The following is a 15,089-nucleotide window of genomic DNA, read 5'->3' as shown; positions in this document are numbered from 1 at the left end:
GGCCTATCCGGTGCGGTACTTCTCCGCACGGTCGGTGCGGAGGGTCAGGCCATGGCCGGGGGCGCCGTCGGCGCCCGGGCGGACGCTGCCGCCCTGGGGGTCGAGGGTGCCGTCGAAGAAGAGGTCCTCGATGCGGGTGTGGTCGTGGAACCACTCCAGATGGCGGAGGTTGGGGATCGCGGCCGCCGCGTGGGCGTGGACGTGCGGGGCGCAGTGCCCGGAGAGTTCCAGTCCGGCGGCCTCAGCGAGGGCTGCCGCGCGGAGCCAGACGGTGATGCCGCCGCAGCGGGTGACGTCCGCCTGGAGGCAGTCCACGGCTCGGGCGCCGAGCATCTGACCGAAGTAGGCGAGGGTGTAGCCGTACTCCCCGGCGGTCACCTCCGGGGCGACGGCGGCGCGGATCTCTGCCAGCCCGGCCGGGTCGTCCGAGGAGACCGGCTCCTCGAACCAGGTCACCCCGTGCTCGTCGAGGTGGCGGGCCATCCGGATCGCCTGTTTGCGGCCGTAGCCGCCGTTCGCGTCGACGTACAGCTCCGAGGTGCCGCCGATGGTGTGGCGGGCCTGGGCGATGCGTTCGCGGTCCCGTCGCTCGGCCCGGCCCCAGGACTCCCCGATCTTGATCTTCACTCGGGGGATGCCCTGTTCCTCGGTCCAGCGGCGCAGTTGACGATCCAGTTGGTGCCGGTCGTAGGTCGTGAAGCCGCCGCTGCCGTACACGGGCACGTCGGCGCGGCTCGCGCCGAGCAGCCGGGTCAGGGGCAGGTCGAGGAGGCGGGCCTTCAGGTCCCACAGGGCGATGTCGACGGCCGAGATCGCGCCGGCGACGAGACCGGGCCGGCCCGCGTTGCGGACCGTCCTGGTCATCGCCTCGTTGGCGGCGGGGATGTCCCAGGCGCTCAACCCGGTGACGGCGTCGGCGAGTTGCTCCGCGACGACCTGGGCGGTCGCCGCCGCGCCGTACGTGTAGCCGAGGCCGGTGACATCGCCCGCCCGGACCTGGACCACGACCATGGTGGTCGAGTCCCAGGTCAGCGTGCCGTCGGCCTCGGGCGCGTCGGTGGGGACCGTGTACACGGCGGTCTCGACGCCGTCGACGAGCGGCTCGCTTCCCCCTGCGGTGGGCGGGGTCATCGGTTCTCCCGGCCCTCCCCCGCGTCGAGCTTGTCCTCGCGCTGCTTTCCGCCGGGGAGCATCTCCTGCACCTTGGCCTTCAGCCCCTGCCGGATCATGCCGACCCGGTCGCTGTCGCCCTTGAGGACGGAGGACGCGGCGGCCTCGATCTGGTCGAGGCTCGCGTGCGGCGGGATCGGCGGTACGGCCGGGTCGGTCCGGAAGTCGATGACGAACGGCCGGTCGGCGCCGAGCGCCCGCTGCCAGGCGTCGGCCACCTCCCCGGGCTTCTCCACCCGCACCCCGCCGAGGCCGATCGAGCGGGCGAAGTCGGCGTAGGGCACGTCCGGGATCGACTGGGAGGGCAGGAACTGGGGGGCGCCCTCCATGGCGCGCATCTCCCAGGTCACCTGGTTGAGGTCCTGGTTGTTGAGGACGGCGATGATCAGCCGCGGGTCCTCCCAGTCGGGCCAGTACTTCGCGGCGGTGATGAGTTCGGCCATGCCGTTCATCTGCATGGCACCGTCACCCACGATGGCCAGCGCGGGGCGACCGGGGTGGGCGAACTTGGCGCCGATGACGTACGGCACGCCGGGCCCCATGGTCGCAAGGGTGCCGGACAGCGAGCCGCGCATGTTCCCGCGCATCCGCAGGTGCCGGGCGTACCAGTTGGCGGCGGAGCCGGAGTCGGCGGCCAGGATCACGTCGTCCGGCAGCAGGGCGTCGAGGGCGTGCACGACGTACTCGGGGTTGATCGGGTCCGCGTCCACGGCCGCGCGCCGCTCCATGACCTCCCACCAGCGCGCCGTGTCCTTCTCGATCTTCTTGCGCCACTTGCCGTGCTGCTTCCGCTTGAGCTGCGGCAGCAGGGCCTTGAGCGTCTCCTTCGCGTCGCCGACGAGATTGACCTCGAAGGGATAGCGCAGCCCGATCATGAACGGATCGATGTCGATCTGCACGGCCCGCGCCTGACCGAACTCCGGCAGGAACTGGGTGTACGGGAAGCTCGAACCGATGACGAGCAGGGTGTCGCAGTCCTGCATCAGCTCGTAGGAGGGACGGGTGCCGAGCAGGCCGATCGATCCGGTCACGTACGGCAGATCGTCCGGCAGCGCGTCCTTGCCCAGCAGGGCCTTGGCCACGCCGGCGCCGAGCACGTCGGCGATCTCCTCGACCTCGGCCCGGGCACCGCGCGCACCCTGTCCGACCAGGATCGCGACCTTCTCGCCGGCGTCCAACACCTCGACGGCACGGGCGAGATCGGACGCGGCCGGGACCGGAGCGGAGTGCGTCAGACCGAGACTGGAGGGCACCATCTTGAAGGCGTGGGTGGGGGCTGAGTAGTCCAGTTCCTGGACGTCGGCGGGGATGATGACCGCGGTGACGGTGCGTTTGGCGTAGGCGGTGCGCAGCGCCCGGTCCAGGACGTTGGGCAGTTGTTCGGGGACGGTGACCATTTCGCAGTATTCGGAGGCGACGTCCTTGTAGAGGCTGAGGAGGTCGACCTCTTGCTGATAACTGCCGCCCATGGCGCTGCGGTTGGTCTGGCCGACGATGGCGACGACGGGGACGTGGTCGAGTTTGGCGTCGTAGAGGCCGTTGAGGAGGTGGATGGCGCCGGGGCCGGAGGTGGCGGCGCAGACGCCGACCTTGCCGGAGAACTTGGCGTAGCCGACGGCTTCGAACGCGGACATCTCCTCGTGCCGGGACTGGACGAACGTCGGCTTGTTCTCGGATCGTCCCCAGGCGGCGAGCAGACCGTTGATGCCGTCGCCCGCGTAGGCGAAGACATGGTCCACATCCCACTCGCGCAACCGCTGGAGAACGTAGTCGGACACCTTGGTGGACACAGGAGTTCCTTTCATCGCGTTGATCGCCGGTTGCGGATCCAGTGGGTTCCGGCCGCCGCCGCTCCGAGGACGGTGGCCGCTGCGCCCGCCGTCAGCAGACGGCCGTCACGGGCGGAGCGCTCGGGCCGGGCGGCGAGCTTCTCGGGGTGGTCGGCGGGCAGGTGCTGACCGTCGAGGGCGAGCGCCAGGGCCTCCGCGAGGTGCAGGGCGCGACGGCCGGTGTCGCCCTGTTCGATCTGCGTACGGCAACTGAAGCCGTCGGCGAGGACCAGCGCGCCGGGGGCGGTCTCCCGCACGGCGGGCAGCACCCCCTGCTCGGCCACGGTCATGGAGAGGTCGTAATGCCCTTGTTCGAAGCCGAAGTTGCCGGCCAGACCGCAGCAGCCGGCGTCCAGGACATCGGCGTCGATCCCGGCGCGGCGCATCAGTTCGCGGTCGGCGTCGTCCTTCGTCACCGCGTGCTGGTGGCAGTGCGTCTGCACGGTCGCGGTCCTGGTGAGCGATGGGGGTTGCCAGCCTTCGGGGGCGTGGTTGAGGAGTTGCTCGGCGAAGGTCCTGAACTGCCCCGCCAGGCGCCGGACATCCTCGTCGTCCGGCAGCAGCTCGGGGGCGTCTGCGCGGAAGACGGCCGTGCAGGACGGTTCGAGTCCGACGACGGGTGTACCGGCCTCCAGCCAGGGTCGCAGTACATCGAGCGTGCGGCGCAACACGCGTTCGGCGGTGGTGAGTTGGCCGGTGGAGATCCAGGTGAGGCCGCAGCAGACGGGGTTGGTGGGGACGGCGACGTTGAACCCGGCGTCCTCCAGGACCCGGACCGCGGACTTCGCGACATCCGGGTGGAAGTAGGTGCTGAACGTGTCCGGCCAGAGCAGGACGGTGCGCGGGTCGCCCGGATCGGGTTCGCCGCTCCCCCGCGCCCGCCACCACTCGACGAAGGACTCCTCGGCGAAGACCGGCGCGTCGCGCTCCACGGCCACGCCCGCGAGGCGCTTGCCGAGGTTCGCGATGCCGGGTGCGGCGAGCGCGGCGTTGACCAGGCGCGGTGCCAGCCGGGACAGTCGCGCCCACACCGGCAGCCAGCCCATGGAGTAGTGGGCCGCGGGCCGCAGTCGTCCCTCGTAGTGGTGGGACAGGAACTCGGCCTTGTAGGTCGCCATGTCGACCCCGACCGGGCAGTCGGACTTGCAGCCCTTGCAGGCGAGGCAGAGGTCGAGGGCGTCGCGGACCTCGGTCGAGCGCCAGCCGTCGGTGATCGCGGAGTCGGCGTGTCCGTCGAGCATCTCGAACAGCAGCCGGGCCCGGCCGCGCGTGGAGTGCTCCTCCTCGCCGGTCGCCCGGTAGGACGGGCACATCACACCGCCTTCGTGCGTACGGCAGTTGCCGATGCCGACGCAGCGCAGCACCGCCCGGTCGAAGGAGTGGTCGTCGTCCGGGTAGCTGAAGTGCGTGTCGTGGCTGTCCGGCCGCCACAGGGGACCAAGGCGCAGGTTCTCGTCCACGCGGTACGGGTCGACGACCTTGCCGGGGTTCATCCGGTTGTCGGGGTCGAACAGGGCCTTCATCTGCCCGAAGGCGGTCACCAGTTCCTTCCCGAACATGCGCGGCAGCAGTTCGCCGCGGGCCTGCCCGTCGCCGTGCTCGCCGGAGAGCGAACCGCCGTAGGAGGCCACCAGGTCGGCGGCCCTCAGGAGGAACTCACGGAAGTGCGCGACGCCTTCGGCGGTGGTCAGCTCGAAGGGGATGCGGGTGTGGACGCAGCCCTGTCCGAAGTGCCCGTACAGGGAAGGGTGGTCGTAGCCGAATTCGGTGAAGAGCTTCTTCAGGTCGCGCAGGTAGTCGCCGAGCACCTCGGGTGCCACGGCCGAGTCCTCCCAGCCCTCCCAGGTCTCCCGGCCGTCGGGCGGCCGTGCGGTGACCCCGAGACCGGCCTCGCGTGCCTTGAGCATCTTGTGTTCGCGCGCCGGGTCGTCGGAGAAGACCACCGTGGGATCGTCCGCGTCGCGTCCGAGGGCCCGGATCAACTGGTGGGCCTGCTCGTCGACTTCGTCCTGACTGTCCCCGGTGAACTGGACGAGCAGCCAGCTCTCGCCGTCCGGAAGCTCGTGCAGCGAGTCGAGATAGGCGCCCTCCTCGCGCATCAACTGGGCCATCCGCCCGTCGAGCGCCTCCAGTTGGGTCGGCCTGCTGTGCTTCAGCAGCCGGGGCACGTCGTCGGCGGCCGCGCAGATGTCGTCGTAGCCGAGGACGAGCAGGGCTTCGTTCGGCGGCAGCGGGACCAGGTCGAGTTCGGCGCGCAGGACGGTGACGAGGGTGCCCTCGCTGCCGACGAGCGCCCGGGCCACGTCGAATCCGTTCTCGGGCAGCAGCGAGTCCAGGTTGTATCCGGAGACGCGGCGCGGGATACGGGGGAATCCGCGCCGTACGTCCGCCAGGTTGCGGTCGATGATCTCGCGCAGCCCCTGATGGATCTCGGCGCGCCGGCCGCCCGCCGCGATGATCTCCGCGTACTCCTCGTCGGAGGTGGGGCCGACCCAGCAGCGGGTGCCGTCGTAGGTGAGGATCTCCAGACGGCGGACGTTGTCCACGGTCTTGCCGTAGGCCTGGGCGGAACCGCCGCACGAGTTGTTGCCGATCATGCCGCCCAGCGAGCAGTGGCTGTGGGTGGACGGCTTGGGGCCGAACTGGAGCTTGTGGTCGGCGAGTTGGCGGTTGAGTTCGTCGAGTACGATGCCCGGCTCGACCACGCAGGTGCGCTGCTCGGCGTCGATCGACAGGACCTGGTGGCAGTACTTCGTCCAGTCGATGACCACGGCGGTGTTGGTGCACTGTCCGCCCAGGCTGGTCCCGCCGCCCCGGGAGAGCACCGGGGCGCCGAAGTCGGCGCACACCGCCACGGCGGCGGCACCGGCGTCGACGGTGCGCGGGACGACGACCCCGATCGGTACCTGTCGGTAGTTGGATCCGTCCGTCGCGTAGGCGCCCCGGCTGCCGTTGTCGAACCGCACCTCGCCGTCGACCCGCTCGCGGAGCGCCTGCTCCAGGGCACGTACGTCCAGCGCCGTCTCGACTCCACCTGCCTGGACCACCACTGAATCCCCTCTGCGAGGGCCCCGACGCGAAGGGCCGTACGGATGCACCAGGACGGGTTCCCGGTGATCTAGATGGCTAACGTCCCCATCCGGGTGCCCGTACTCGGTGACTGTCGGTCACCGGAAGTCCTTCCGGGCCTTGGCGAACTCGGTGAGGAGGGTCTCGCGGAACGCCTTCAGGTCATCGGGCTTACGGCTGGTGACCAGCGTGTTCGGCCCCTGGTCGCAGACGCGGACCTGCTCGTCGACCCAGGTGCCACCCGCGTTGCTGATGTCCGTGCGCAGACTCGGCCAGGAGGTCAGCGTGCGGCCCTCCACCACGCCCGCCTCGACCAGCGTCCACGGTGCGTGACAGATCGCGGCGACCGGGCGGCCCAGGTCGAAGAAGGCACGCACGAACGACACGGCGTCCTCGTCGGTGCGCAGCAGGTCGGGGTTGGCGACCCCGCCCGGGAGGACGAGCCCGTCGAAGGTCTCGGCCGACGCCTCGCGCACCGTCGCCTGCACCGGGAACACGTCCGCCTTGTCGAGATGGTTGAACGCCTGGATCTGACCCGGTTCCGTCGAGACGAGGACCGGTTCGTGGCCCTGGTCGGTGACCGCCTGCCACGGGTCGGTCAGCTCGATCTGCTCGACGCCCTCGGGCGCCATCAGGAATGCGATACGCATGGTCATCGATCTCCTTGTTCGGCCTGCCAAGTGGTCTCGTCCGGGGACGGTTTGCGCCGCGCCCGGGCCGCTCGGCGGCAGCGCAGCAGCTCCTCCCCGTACGGCAGCAGCACACACGCTCCGATGCCGGCGGCGATGCCCGCGAGATAACCGCGCGACAGCGGTCGCCGACGTGGCACGAGCCGCCACGCGTCCGGGTCCGAACGGCCGCCGTTCACCAGGGACTTGACCTGATCGCTGTGCAGGCACATCAGGGAGGTGAGCGCGGCGAAGGGCAGGGATTCGAGGAAGCTGTGGATGTGCTGCTCGATCGGTTTGACCTCCCGCTCGCTGCGCACCGCGGTCCGTACGTCCCACAGCGCGGTCGCCTCGTGGACCGCGGCCCCGCCGAGCTGCACCGCGAGGAGCAGGGGGTTGACCTCGTAGCGCAGCGTCAGCGCGATGGGGATGCCGACCTCGGTCATCATCAGCGCGTGGATCAGGGATTCCTTCGTGCCGGAGGTGTCCTCGATCCTGGTGCGCCGGTGCATCACCCAGTCGGCCAGGCCCGGCACGAACCAGCCGGGCAGGAGCCCGTACAGGAGGTAGCGGGTAGTCGCGTCGCCGACGTCGGTCCGCTGCTGCCGCACGGCCGGTCGGGTGAAGGGGCGGAAGGCGGTCACACGGTTCTCCTCGCCGTTGGGGGGTTCGGGGCGGGCGGTGCCGCACCCGGATCTTCGGGCGTGGCCACCGCGTACCCGGAGACCGGGGACCGACACGGAGGTTTGTCCGGTCGCTCCGGGGAGACCCGCATGTGGCCCCCCGCGCACCTTTCTGACGAAGGACACGCCATGGCACTGTTCGCGGTGCTCATCCCGCCACTGATGCTCGGCCTGATGCTCGCGTTGGGCAGATACGAGGAACTGCTGCTGCCCCGGCAGGACACCGACCTCCCCGCCCCGGCCGTGACGCCGCAGCCCCTCGACGCCGGCCTGCCGCGCGGCTGACCCTGTATGCCCGGCAGGCTCCTCGGCCGGTTTCCTTTCGCCCTCCCAGGGCACTTCGGTTGCCAGGTCGTCGCGCGTCGCCCCTTGGCGGTGGAGCGACGATGCTTTGATGACGTAACGGAAATAGGCAGTCAAACAGGGCGAGTTGCTCTCCTTGACGGAGGTGTCGTGTGAACCGGCGTACAGCGCTCCTCGGCGTGGGCGAGGTCCTGGCATGGTGGGCCGTGCTCGCCCTGCTGTGGCTGGTGTTCATCAGCGCGGTGGACACGCTGGAACTCGTCGTGGGCGCGTCCGCCGCGTTGCTCGGCGCGTTCGCCGCCTGGGGCGCTCGCCGGGCGGTGAGCGGGTGGTGAACGGCTGGACCGTCGCCGCGACGGCGTCGCTCGCCGCGGCGGTCGGGGCCACGGTCTGGGGCGTCGCCACGGGTCCGCTGCGGCGCCGGGTCGTGGCGCAGAACCTGTGCACCTCGCTGGCCTGCCCCGCGCTGCTGCTCCTGTCCGAGGGCTACGACCGGCCGGCGTACGTCGATGTCGCCCTGCTGCTGGCCCTGCTGGGCCCGGTCGGCACCCTGGTCTTCGCCCGGCTGCTCGCGGAGGAACTGGCGGACGACCCGCCACGGGTACGAGGGCTCACCTACGCGGTCGCGGCCTTCGGCGCCGCCGTCGTGGTCGCCGTGGGCGTGGCCACGGGCCCGGGCCGCGCGCTGGTCAAACTCCTGGTGATCGGCGCCCTGTTGATCGGCGGGAACCTCACCGCGTCCCGAGCCCTGTCCGGCGGCTTCGCGGAGAGCAGACGTGGATGATCCGCTGATCGTCGTGGCACTGCTGCTGGTCGCCGCGTCCGCGACCGCCGCCGTGGCCACCCGTGATCCCTCACGCCAGGCGCTCGTCCTGGCCGTCCTCGGCACGGCCCTGGCCATTCTGTTCACCGTGTTCCAGGCCCCCGACGTGGCGCTCTCCCAACTCGCCGTGGGCTCCGCCCTCACTCCCCTGCTGGTGATGCTGTCCGTGCGCAAGGTCCGTCGGCCGAGACGGCGCAAGGAGACGGACCGATGACCCGGCGGGCGCGGCTGATCGTCATGGCCGTCGGCGGTGCGGGGCTCGCGGTACTGCTGGTCGCCGCCTGCTTCGACCTGCCGGGCTTCGGCGGGCACCGACACCCGTACGGGGACCGGGTGGTGCGCGCCTCCCTGGCCCGGCACACCGCGAACACCATCGCCTCCGTCAACTTCGACCTGCGTGCCTTCGACACCCTCGGCGAGATGAGCATCCTCTTCGCGTCCGTCCTCGGCACCGTGGTCCTGCTGCGCCAGACCCGCGACGAACACCGGGACGCGCCCGAGCCCGAGCGGGTCGCGCTCCCCGTCCGCCGATACGCCCTGCTCGTCCTCCCCGTCGCCGTCGTCACCGGCCTGTATGTGATCGCGCACGGCCAACTCAGCCCGGGCGGCGGCTTCCAGGGCGGTGTCGTCGTGGCGACCGCCCTGCACCTGCTCTATCTGGGCGCCGACTACCGCGCCCTGGAACGCGTCCGCCCGGTCTCCACCTACGAGATCGGCGACGCCCTCGCCGCCTCCGCCTATCTCGTCCTCGGCCTCGCCGGACTCCTCGCCGGCACCGCCTACCTCGCCAACTTCCTTCCCTACGGCACCTTCAACACCCTGTCCTCGGGCGGCACCGTCCCCCTGCTGAACGCGGCCATCGGCATGGAGGTCGCCTGCGCGGTCGTCGTCCTGCTCGCGCACTTCCTGGACCAGGCCGTGGAGATCGAGAAGACCGAGAAGGGGGGCGGGAAGTGATGTCCGTGCTGCCCTACCTCGTCGCCGCCTGGGTGTTCCTCGTCGGCTGCTACGGGCTGGTGACCAGCCGCAACCTCATCCACGCCGTGGGCTGTCTGGCGGTCTGCCAGTCCTCCACCTACGTCCTGCTGCTGGCCGTCGGTTACCGCGACGGCGGTACCGCGCCCGTCTTCTCGGACATCAAGCCCGGTTCCCGGCCCGTGGTCGACCCGGTGGTCCAGGCCCTCGCCCTCACCGACGTGGTCGTGGGGGCCACGGTGACGGCCGTACTGCTCGCCCTCGTGCTGCAGATCTCCAAACTCCACGGCACGGTCGATCCCGACGAACTCTCGGAGCTGCGCGGCTGATGCACCACCTGCTTCCGGTACTCGTCGCCGTCCCGCTGCTCGGAGCCGCCCTGCTCGTCGCCAGTGGACGCCACCTCTCCCGCGCCGCCGCCGAGTCGGTGGGCTGTGTCTTCGCCGCCGGTACGGCGGGGCTCGCGATCGTGCTCCTCCTCAACTCCTCGCCGCCCATGACCGAGTGGGTCGGCGGCTGGACCCCGAAGGGAGGCGAGAGCGTCGGGATCGTCCTCGTGGGGGACGGCCCCGGGCTCGGTATGGCCGCGCTCGCATCGCTGCTGACGGTGGCGGCCCTGGCCTACTCCTGGCGCTACTTCGACGAGCCGCCCCGCGGCCACGCGGGCGCGTTCCCCGCCCTGGTGCTGCTTTTCCAGGGCGGTATGTGCGGCTTCGCGGTCGCGGGGGACCTGTTCGACGCCTTCGTGTTCTTCGAGTTGATGAGCGTCGTGGCGTACGCGCTGACCGGCCACCGCGTCGAGGAACCCAAGGCCGTCCAGGGCGCGTTGTCCTTCGGCGTCCTCAACTCCCTCGGCGCGTATGCCATGTTGATGGGCATCGGCCTGCTGTACGCGCGTACCGGCGAACTCGCCATGGCGAAGATCGGCCAGGGCCTCGACCGGCACGGCGGCCCCGACGCCCTCACCCTTGCGGCCTTCGCGCTGGTCCTGACGGGCCTGCTGGTGAAGGCCGCAGCCGTGCCGCTCCACTTCTGGCTGCCCGACGCGCACGCGGTCGCCCCCACCCCCGTGTGCATGCTGCTGTCCGGGGTCATGGTCGAGCTGGGCGCCTACGGCGTCTGGCGGATCTACCGAACGGTCTTCTCCGGCCCGGGCGGCATCCCGGCGTCCGACCTGGAGCGCGCCCTCGTCGTCCTCGGTGTGCTGACCTGCCTGGTCGGCGCGGTCATGTGCTGGTACCAGCGGCACATCAAACGGCTGCTCGCCTACTCCACGGTCGCCCACATGGGGCTCTTCCTCATCGGCATCGGCCTGCTCCGCCCCGAGGCCACCGACGGGGTCGCGCTGTACATCCTGGGCCACGCGGGGGTGAAGGCCGCCCTGTTCGCCTGCACCGGCGTCCTCCTCGACCGGTACGGCTCGGTGGACGAACACGCCCTCCACGGCCGCGCCCGCGAGCTGCGCGGGGTCGCCGTGCTCTACGTCGTCGGCGCGCTGAGCCTCGCCGGTCTGCCGCCCTTCGGCATCGGGCTCGGGAAGGCGGTGCTGGAGGAGTCGGCCGGCGGCCCACTGACCGTACTGTTCATCGCCGTGTCCGCGGTGACCGCCGGGGCGGTGCTCCGGGTCGCCGCGCGGGTCTTCTTCGGCCTCGGCCCCGAGCCCGACGACGAGTCGTCGTACGAGACCACGGGCGTCGACGAGGAACCGGAGACCCGGCACCGGCTGAGCCGGGTGCCGGACACCATGACCGCGGTCCCGGCCGTACTGCTCCTCGCCGCTCTCGCCGTGGGCGCGGTCCCCGGCTTCGCCACCGTGCTCGGCCACGCCGTGTCCGGCGAGGACGCCCCCTCCCCGCACTGGACCCTCGCCGGACTGCTCCTCGGTCTCACCTCGACCCTGCTGGCCCTCGGCCTGGCCGCGCTCGCCGTGACCCTCCCGAAGCCGCTCGGCGACCCGTCCTGGACGACGGGGCTACGACGCCTGCAGTCCGGCCACATCGGCGACTACGTGGCATGGCTGCTGCTGGGCACGACCCTGCTCGCGGCACTGGCCCTGCCCACGATCCTGAACGGCTGAGCACACCCGGCCGACGCGGTCGACGCATGGTCCGGCCGGGCCGGGATACCCCTGTGTTATGCCACGGACGCCGGGATCCCGACAGCACACGAAGCGCAGCGCGCCGGACAAGCCCAGCAAACTGCCGATGCGGTCCTGGTGGGCGGTGCTCAGGGGCACGGTCAGGGAGTTCCAGAACGACGAACTCTCCGACCGGGCCGCCGCGTTGACGTATTACGGGGTGCTGTCCCTCTTCCCCGCGCTGCTGGTCCTGGTCTCGCTGCTCGGCATCTCGGGCCGGTCGGCGACCCAACAGGTCCTGGACAACATCGAGAAACTCGCGCCGAGTTCGGCCCGGGACATCATCAGCGAAGCGGTACGGCAACTCCAGTCGACCGGCGGCCTCGGCTCGATCGTGGCCGTCGCGGGCATCGTGGTGGCGGTGTGGTCGGCCTCCGGCTACATCGCGGCGTTCATCCGCAGCGCCAACGTGGTCTACGACATTCCCGAGGGACGCCCTGTGTGGAAGGTGCTGCCGATCCGGGTCGGGGTCACCGTGGTGCTGCTGATCCTGGCCATGGTCAGCGCGCTGATCGTGGTGTTCACCGGCGGCCTGGCCCACGCGATCGGTTCCGCGTTCGGGATCGGGGACGCCACGCTGAGGGTGTGGTCCATCGCGAAGTGGCCGGGGCTGGTCGTCCTGGTCACGATCATGATCGCGATCCTTTACTGGGCGGCGCCGAACGTGAAGGGCCGCGGCTTCCGCTGGATCACTCCGGGCAGTGTGCTGGCCCTGCTGGTCTGGATGATGGCCTCGGCGGGGTTCGCGTTCTACGTGGCCCACTTCTCCTCGTACAACAAGACGTACGGCACGCTCGCCGGCGTGATCGTCTTCCTGATGTGGCTGTGGATCAGCAATCTCGCGATCCTGCTCGGCCTCGAGTTCGACGCGGAACTCGCCCGCCAGCGTGCCGTGGTCGGCGGACACCCCAAGGACGCGGAGCCCTACCTCCCGCCCCGTGACACCCGCGCCTGGAGCGAGGAGGACCACCGCCGTATGGAGTGACGCCTCACGGGGTACCCGGTGTCGACATCCACTCAGACACAACCCTGGAGGCTTTCATGTTCCGTGCCATCGCAGACGTGCTCCGCAGCATCGGCGGCGCCATCGCCACCGTCGTGACCCTGCCGTTCAGGGCGCTCGCCCGGCTCTTCGGCGGGGCGTCGCGGTCCGCGCACTGACGTCGTGGTCATGGGGGGGGCGACTCCTCCGGCACACGGTCCGGACCGGAAGAGCCTGACCATCACATTCCCCCGGGGGACAAGGCGACGGCTGAGAGACGAGTGCCCACATATCCACGGCCTATCAGTCGTGATTCGTCATTCGTCACTCACTTTCTCGCTGGCCCGGCGGAGCGAAGAAGCGTTCGACGGCCGCGTCCGTGACCTCGGCGAGCGTGCGCGGCGACCAGTGCGGGGTGCGGTCCTTGTCGATGATCTGGGCGCGGATGCCCTCCACCAGGTCGGGCGAGGTCAGGGCGTGGCAGGAGACTCGGTACTCCTGGTCCAGGACGTCCTCCAGCGCCCCCAGGCGCCGGGCCCGGCGGAGTGCGGCGAGGGTGACCTTGAGGGAAGTCGGTGACCTGGTCAGCAGGGTTTCGGCGGTCTCCTTGGCCGCGCCGGCGCCGTGGTCGAGGAGACGGCCGAGGATCTCCTCCACGGTGTCGGCCGAGTAGCAGGCGTCGATCCAGTCCCGTGCCTCGGCGAGTTCACCGGGCGGCGCCGGTCGCGTGTACCGGTTCAGGGCCTCGCGCGCCGGCGCGTGGGCGAGGTCGTCGAGCAGCGCCGGCAAGGAACCCGAGTGCGTGTAGTGGTCGGCGAGGCCGCACAACAGGGCGTCGGCCGCTCCTGCTTGAGCGCCGGTGAGCGCGAGGTGCGTGCCGAGTTCGCCGGGTGCGCGGGCGAGGAGATAAGTGCCGCCGACGTCCGGTACGAAGCCGATGCCGGTCTCGGGCATGGCGACGCGCGAGCGTTCGGTGACGATCCGGATGCTGCCGTGCGCGGAGACGCCCACGCCGCCGCCCATGACGATGCCGTCCATGACGGCGACGTACGGCTTCGGGTAGCGGGCGATCCGCGCGTTGAGCCGGTACTCGTCGCGCCAGAAGGCGACCGCCGCCGAGCCGTCTCCGTCGCGCGCGTCGTCGTGAATGGCGCGGATGTCGCCGCCCGCGCACAGTCCCCGCTCCCCCGCCCCGCCGATGACGACGGTCTCGACGTCCGGGTCGTGCTCCCAGTCCGTCAGCGCCCGGTCGATCCGGCGGACCATGGTGTGGGTCAGGGCGTTGAGCGCCTTGGGACGGTTGAGGGTGAGGTACGCGGCGCGTCCTTCGGTACGCAGGAGTACGGGGTCGTCGGTGCCGCGCATGATCTCGTGGGTTCCTTCCAGGATCCGGTGGACCCTGGGGTCCCGGACGATCTTCCTCCTACCGTATGCGCTCAGGGGGCGGGAAAAAGAGTTGGATACCGGCGAGAGCGGGCTGCTAACTTGCCGTAGGCCGTGAGGACGTACGAGGAGGTGAGACCCATGAACGCAGTTTCCAGGTGGGTGCTCCCCCTCTTCGCCACGGTTGGGCCAGTGACATAGATGTCGCCGGGAGCGCCGCGCAACAAGGCGCTCCCGAAAGGTGACAGCCATGAACTCCGAACACTTTCACTTCACCGCCGAGTCCACATCGAGCGGTGTCATCCAGCACGACTTCACCATGGGTGAGGTCACCGGTGCCCTCTGGTCCCCCGTGTCCGGTGCCGACCGGGCGCCCCTGGTCCTGATGGGGCACGGCGGCGGCAACCACCGGAAGTCACCGGCGATGACGGGCCGGGCCCAACGCCTCGTGACGGACGGCGGTTTCCATGTCGCCGTCATCGACGCGCCCGGTCACGGCGGCCGCCCTCTCACGGAGCACGACGAGCGGGAGATCGACGCGATGCAGCGGGCGATGGAGGCGGGCGAACCGGTCGGCGAGATCGTCGTCCGGTACAACGCCCACCTCGCGGAGCGTGCCGTACCGGAGTGGCTGGCGACCCTCGACGCCCTTCAGAAACTGCCGGAGATCGGTGCCGAAGGACCCGTCGGCTACTTCGGCCTGAACATGGGCACCGCGATCGGGGTGCCGTTGACGGCGCTCGAACCCCGGATCACCGCCGCGGTGTTCGGCCTCTTCTGGTACGACGACGCGATCGCCGAGTCGGCGCGGCGGATCACCGTGCCGATCGAGTACACGCTCCAGTGGGACGACGAACACATCCCGCGCGAGTCCGGCCTCGCGTTGTTCGACGCCTTCGCCTCGCGGGAGAAGTCGATGCACGTCAACTCGGGCAGGCACAAGGAGCTGCCCAGGTTCGAGGTGGACAGCGCGGTCCGGTTCTTCGTCCGGCATCTGCGCAAGGACGTGCCGTCGGCGGACTGACGGTCTGAGGGTGTGACAGGTGTCGGCGTCCGGCCATCGGCCG

16 protein-coding genes are annotated in these 15,089 nt (G+C 70.6%); 10 read left to right on the top strand and 6 right to left on the bottom strand.

The genetic code is table 11. From position 1 onward, the window contains the following. Positions 1–3: 3 nt before the first annotated feature. The 5 genes from ABZT04_RS32970 to ABZT04_RS32950 form a co-directional block, all read right to left on the bottom strand. Positions 4–1,131, bottom strand: a complete 1,128-nt coding sequence (locus ABZT04_RS32970) for an enolase C-terminal domain-like protein (protein ID WP_356060707.1) — start codon at positions 1,129–1,131, stop codon at positions 4–6. Next, entirely contained in the window at positions 1,128–2,960 is a 1,833-nt protein-coding gene (locus ABZT04_RS32965) for a thiamine pyrophosphate-requiring protein (protein ID WP_356060705.1), read from the bottom strand. Before ABZT04_RS32965 ends, ABZT04_RS32970 begins: the two co-directional genes overlap by 4 nt. A gap of 11 nt (positions 2,961–2,971) precedes the next feature. Then, positions 2,972–6,046, bottom strand: coding sequence for an FAD-linked oxidase C-terminal domain-containing protein (locus ABZT04_RS32960; protein ID WP_356060703.1), 3,075 nt, complete (start codon positions 6,044–6,046; stop codon positions 2,972–2,974). Positions 6,047–6,166: 120 nt separating this feature from the next. Further along, positions 6,167–6,718 (bottom strand): type 1 glutamine amidotransferase domain-containing protein, encoded by a 552-nt coding sequence (locus ABZT04_RS32955; protein WP_356060701.1) that lies wholly within the window; start codon positions 6,716–6,718, stop codon positions 6,167–6,169. A 2-nt stretch (positions 6,719–6,720) separates the two neighbouring features. Next, positions 6,721–7,380: a diguanylate cyclase gene (locus ABZT04_RS32950; RefSeq protein WP_356060699.1), complete on the bottom strand. Its 660-nt coding sequence runs from the start codon at positions 7,378–7,380 to the stop codon at positions 6,721–6,723. 168 nt (positions 7,381–7,548) lie between these two features. Between ABZT04_RS32950 and ABZT04_RS32945 the strand changes: the two genes are divergently transcribed. From ABZT04_RS32945 to ABZT04_RS32905, 9 genes are all read left to right on the top strand, one after another. Continuing rightward, a complete protein-coding gene (locus ABZT04_RS32945; RefSeq protein WP_356060697.1) occupies positions 7,549–7,704 on the top strand; it encodes a hypothetical protein in 156 nt (51 codons plus the stop codon). Between the two features lie 170 nt (positions 7,705–7,874). Continuing rightward, a complete protein-coding gene (locus ABZT04_RS32940) occupies positions 7,875–8,057 on the top strand; it encodes a hypothetical protein (protein ID WP_356060695.1) in 183 nt (60 codons plus the stop codon). Beyond that, positions 8,054–8,506 carry an MrpF/PhaF family protein gene (locus ABZT04_RS32935; RefSeq protein WP_356060693.1) on the top strand — a complete coding sequence of 151 codons (453 nt, stop codon included), beginning with the start codon at positions 8,054–8,056 and terminating at the stop codon, positions 8,504–8,506. Before ABZT04_RS32940 ends, ABZT04_RS32935 begins: the two co-directional genes overlap by 4 nt. Continuing rightward, a complete protein-coding gene (locus ABZT04_RS32930; RefSeq protein ID WP_356060691.1) occupies positions 8,499–8,759 on the top strand; it encodes a DUF4040 domain-containing protein in 261 nt (86 codons plus the stop codon). Before ABZT04_RS32935 ends, ABZT04_RS32930 begins: the two co-directional genes overlap by 8 nt. Continuing rightward, positions 8,756–9,502: an MnhB domain-containing protein gene (locus tag ABZT04_RS32925; protein ID WP_356060689.1), complete on the top strand. Its 747-nt coding sequence runs from the start codon at positions 8,756–8,758 to the stop codon at positions 9,500–9,502. Before ABZT04_RS32930 ends, ABZT04_RS32925 begins: the two co-directional genes overlap by 4 nt. After that, positions 9,502–9,849 carry a sodium:proton antiporter gene (locus ABZT04_RS32920; RefSeq protein WP_355925308.1) on the top strand — a complete coding sequence of 116 codons (348 nt, stop codon included), beginning with the start codon at positions 9,502–9,504 and terminating at the stop codon, positions 9,847–9,849. Before ABZT04_RS32925 ends, ABZT04_RS32920 begins: the two co-directional genes overlap by 1 nt. Then, positions 9,849–11,597, top strand: a complete 1,749-nt coding sequence (locus tag ABZT04_RS32915) for a proton-conducting transporter membrane subunit (RefSeq protein WP_356060687.1) — start codon at positions 9,849–9,851, stop codon at positions 11,595–11,597. The genes ABZT04_RS32920 and ABZT04_RS32915 overlap by 1 nt, the downstream gene beginning before the upstream one ends. 58 nt (positions 11,598–11,655) lie before the next feature. Next, the gene (locus ABZT04_RS32910) at positions 11,656–12,642 is read left to right on the top strand and encodes a YihY/virulence factor BrkB family protein (RefSeq protein WP_356060685.1); all 987 of its coding nucleotides are present in this window, start codon (positions 11,656–11,658) and stop codon (positions 12,640–12,642) included. 56 nt (positions 12,643–12,698) lie between these two features. Continuing rightward, on the top strand, positions 12,699–12,818 hold the full coding sequence (locus ABZT04_RS32905; protein WP_356060683.1) for an LPFR motif small protein: 120 nt from the start codon (positions 12,699–12,701) through the stop codon (positions 12,816–12,818). A 145-nt stretch (positions 12,819–12,963) separates the two neighbouring features. On the opposite strand, the gene ABZT04_RS32900 is transcribed toward ABZT04_RS32905, so the two are convergent. Then, positions 12,964–14,004 carry an enoyl-CoA hydratase/isomerase family protein gene (locus ABZT04_RS32900; protein ID WP_356060681.1) on the bottom strand — a complete coding sequence of 347 codons (1,041 nt, stop codon included), beginning with the start codon at positions 14,002–14,004 and terminating at the stop codon, positions 12,964–12,966. 268 nt (positions 14,005–14,272) lie between these two features. On the opposite strand from ABZT04_RS32900, the gene ABZT04_RS32895 reads away from it, so the two are divergent. Beyond that, a complete protein-coding gene (locus tag ABZT04_RS32895) occupies positions 14,273–15,046 on the top strand; it encodes an alpha/beta hydrolase (RefSeq protein WP_356060679.1) in 774 nt (257 codons plus the stop codon). Positions 15,047–15,089 lie beyond the last annotated feature (43 nt).

Source organism: Streptomyces sp. NPDC005492 (assembly GCF_040605995.1).
In the GTDB taxonomy this organism is placed as follows: Bacteria; Actinomycetota; Actinomycetes; order Streptomycetales; family Streptomycetaceae; genus Streptomyces.
Note: the sequence above shows the minus strand (reverse complement) of the source record. Positions and strands in the feature narration are given on the sequence as shown.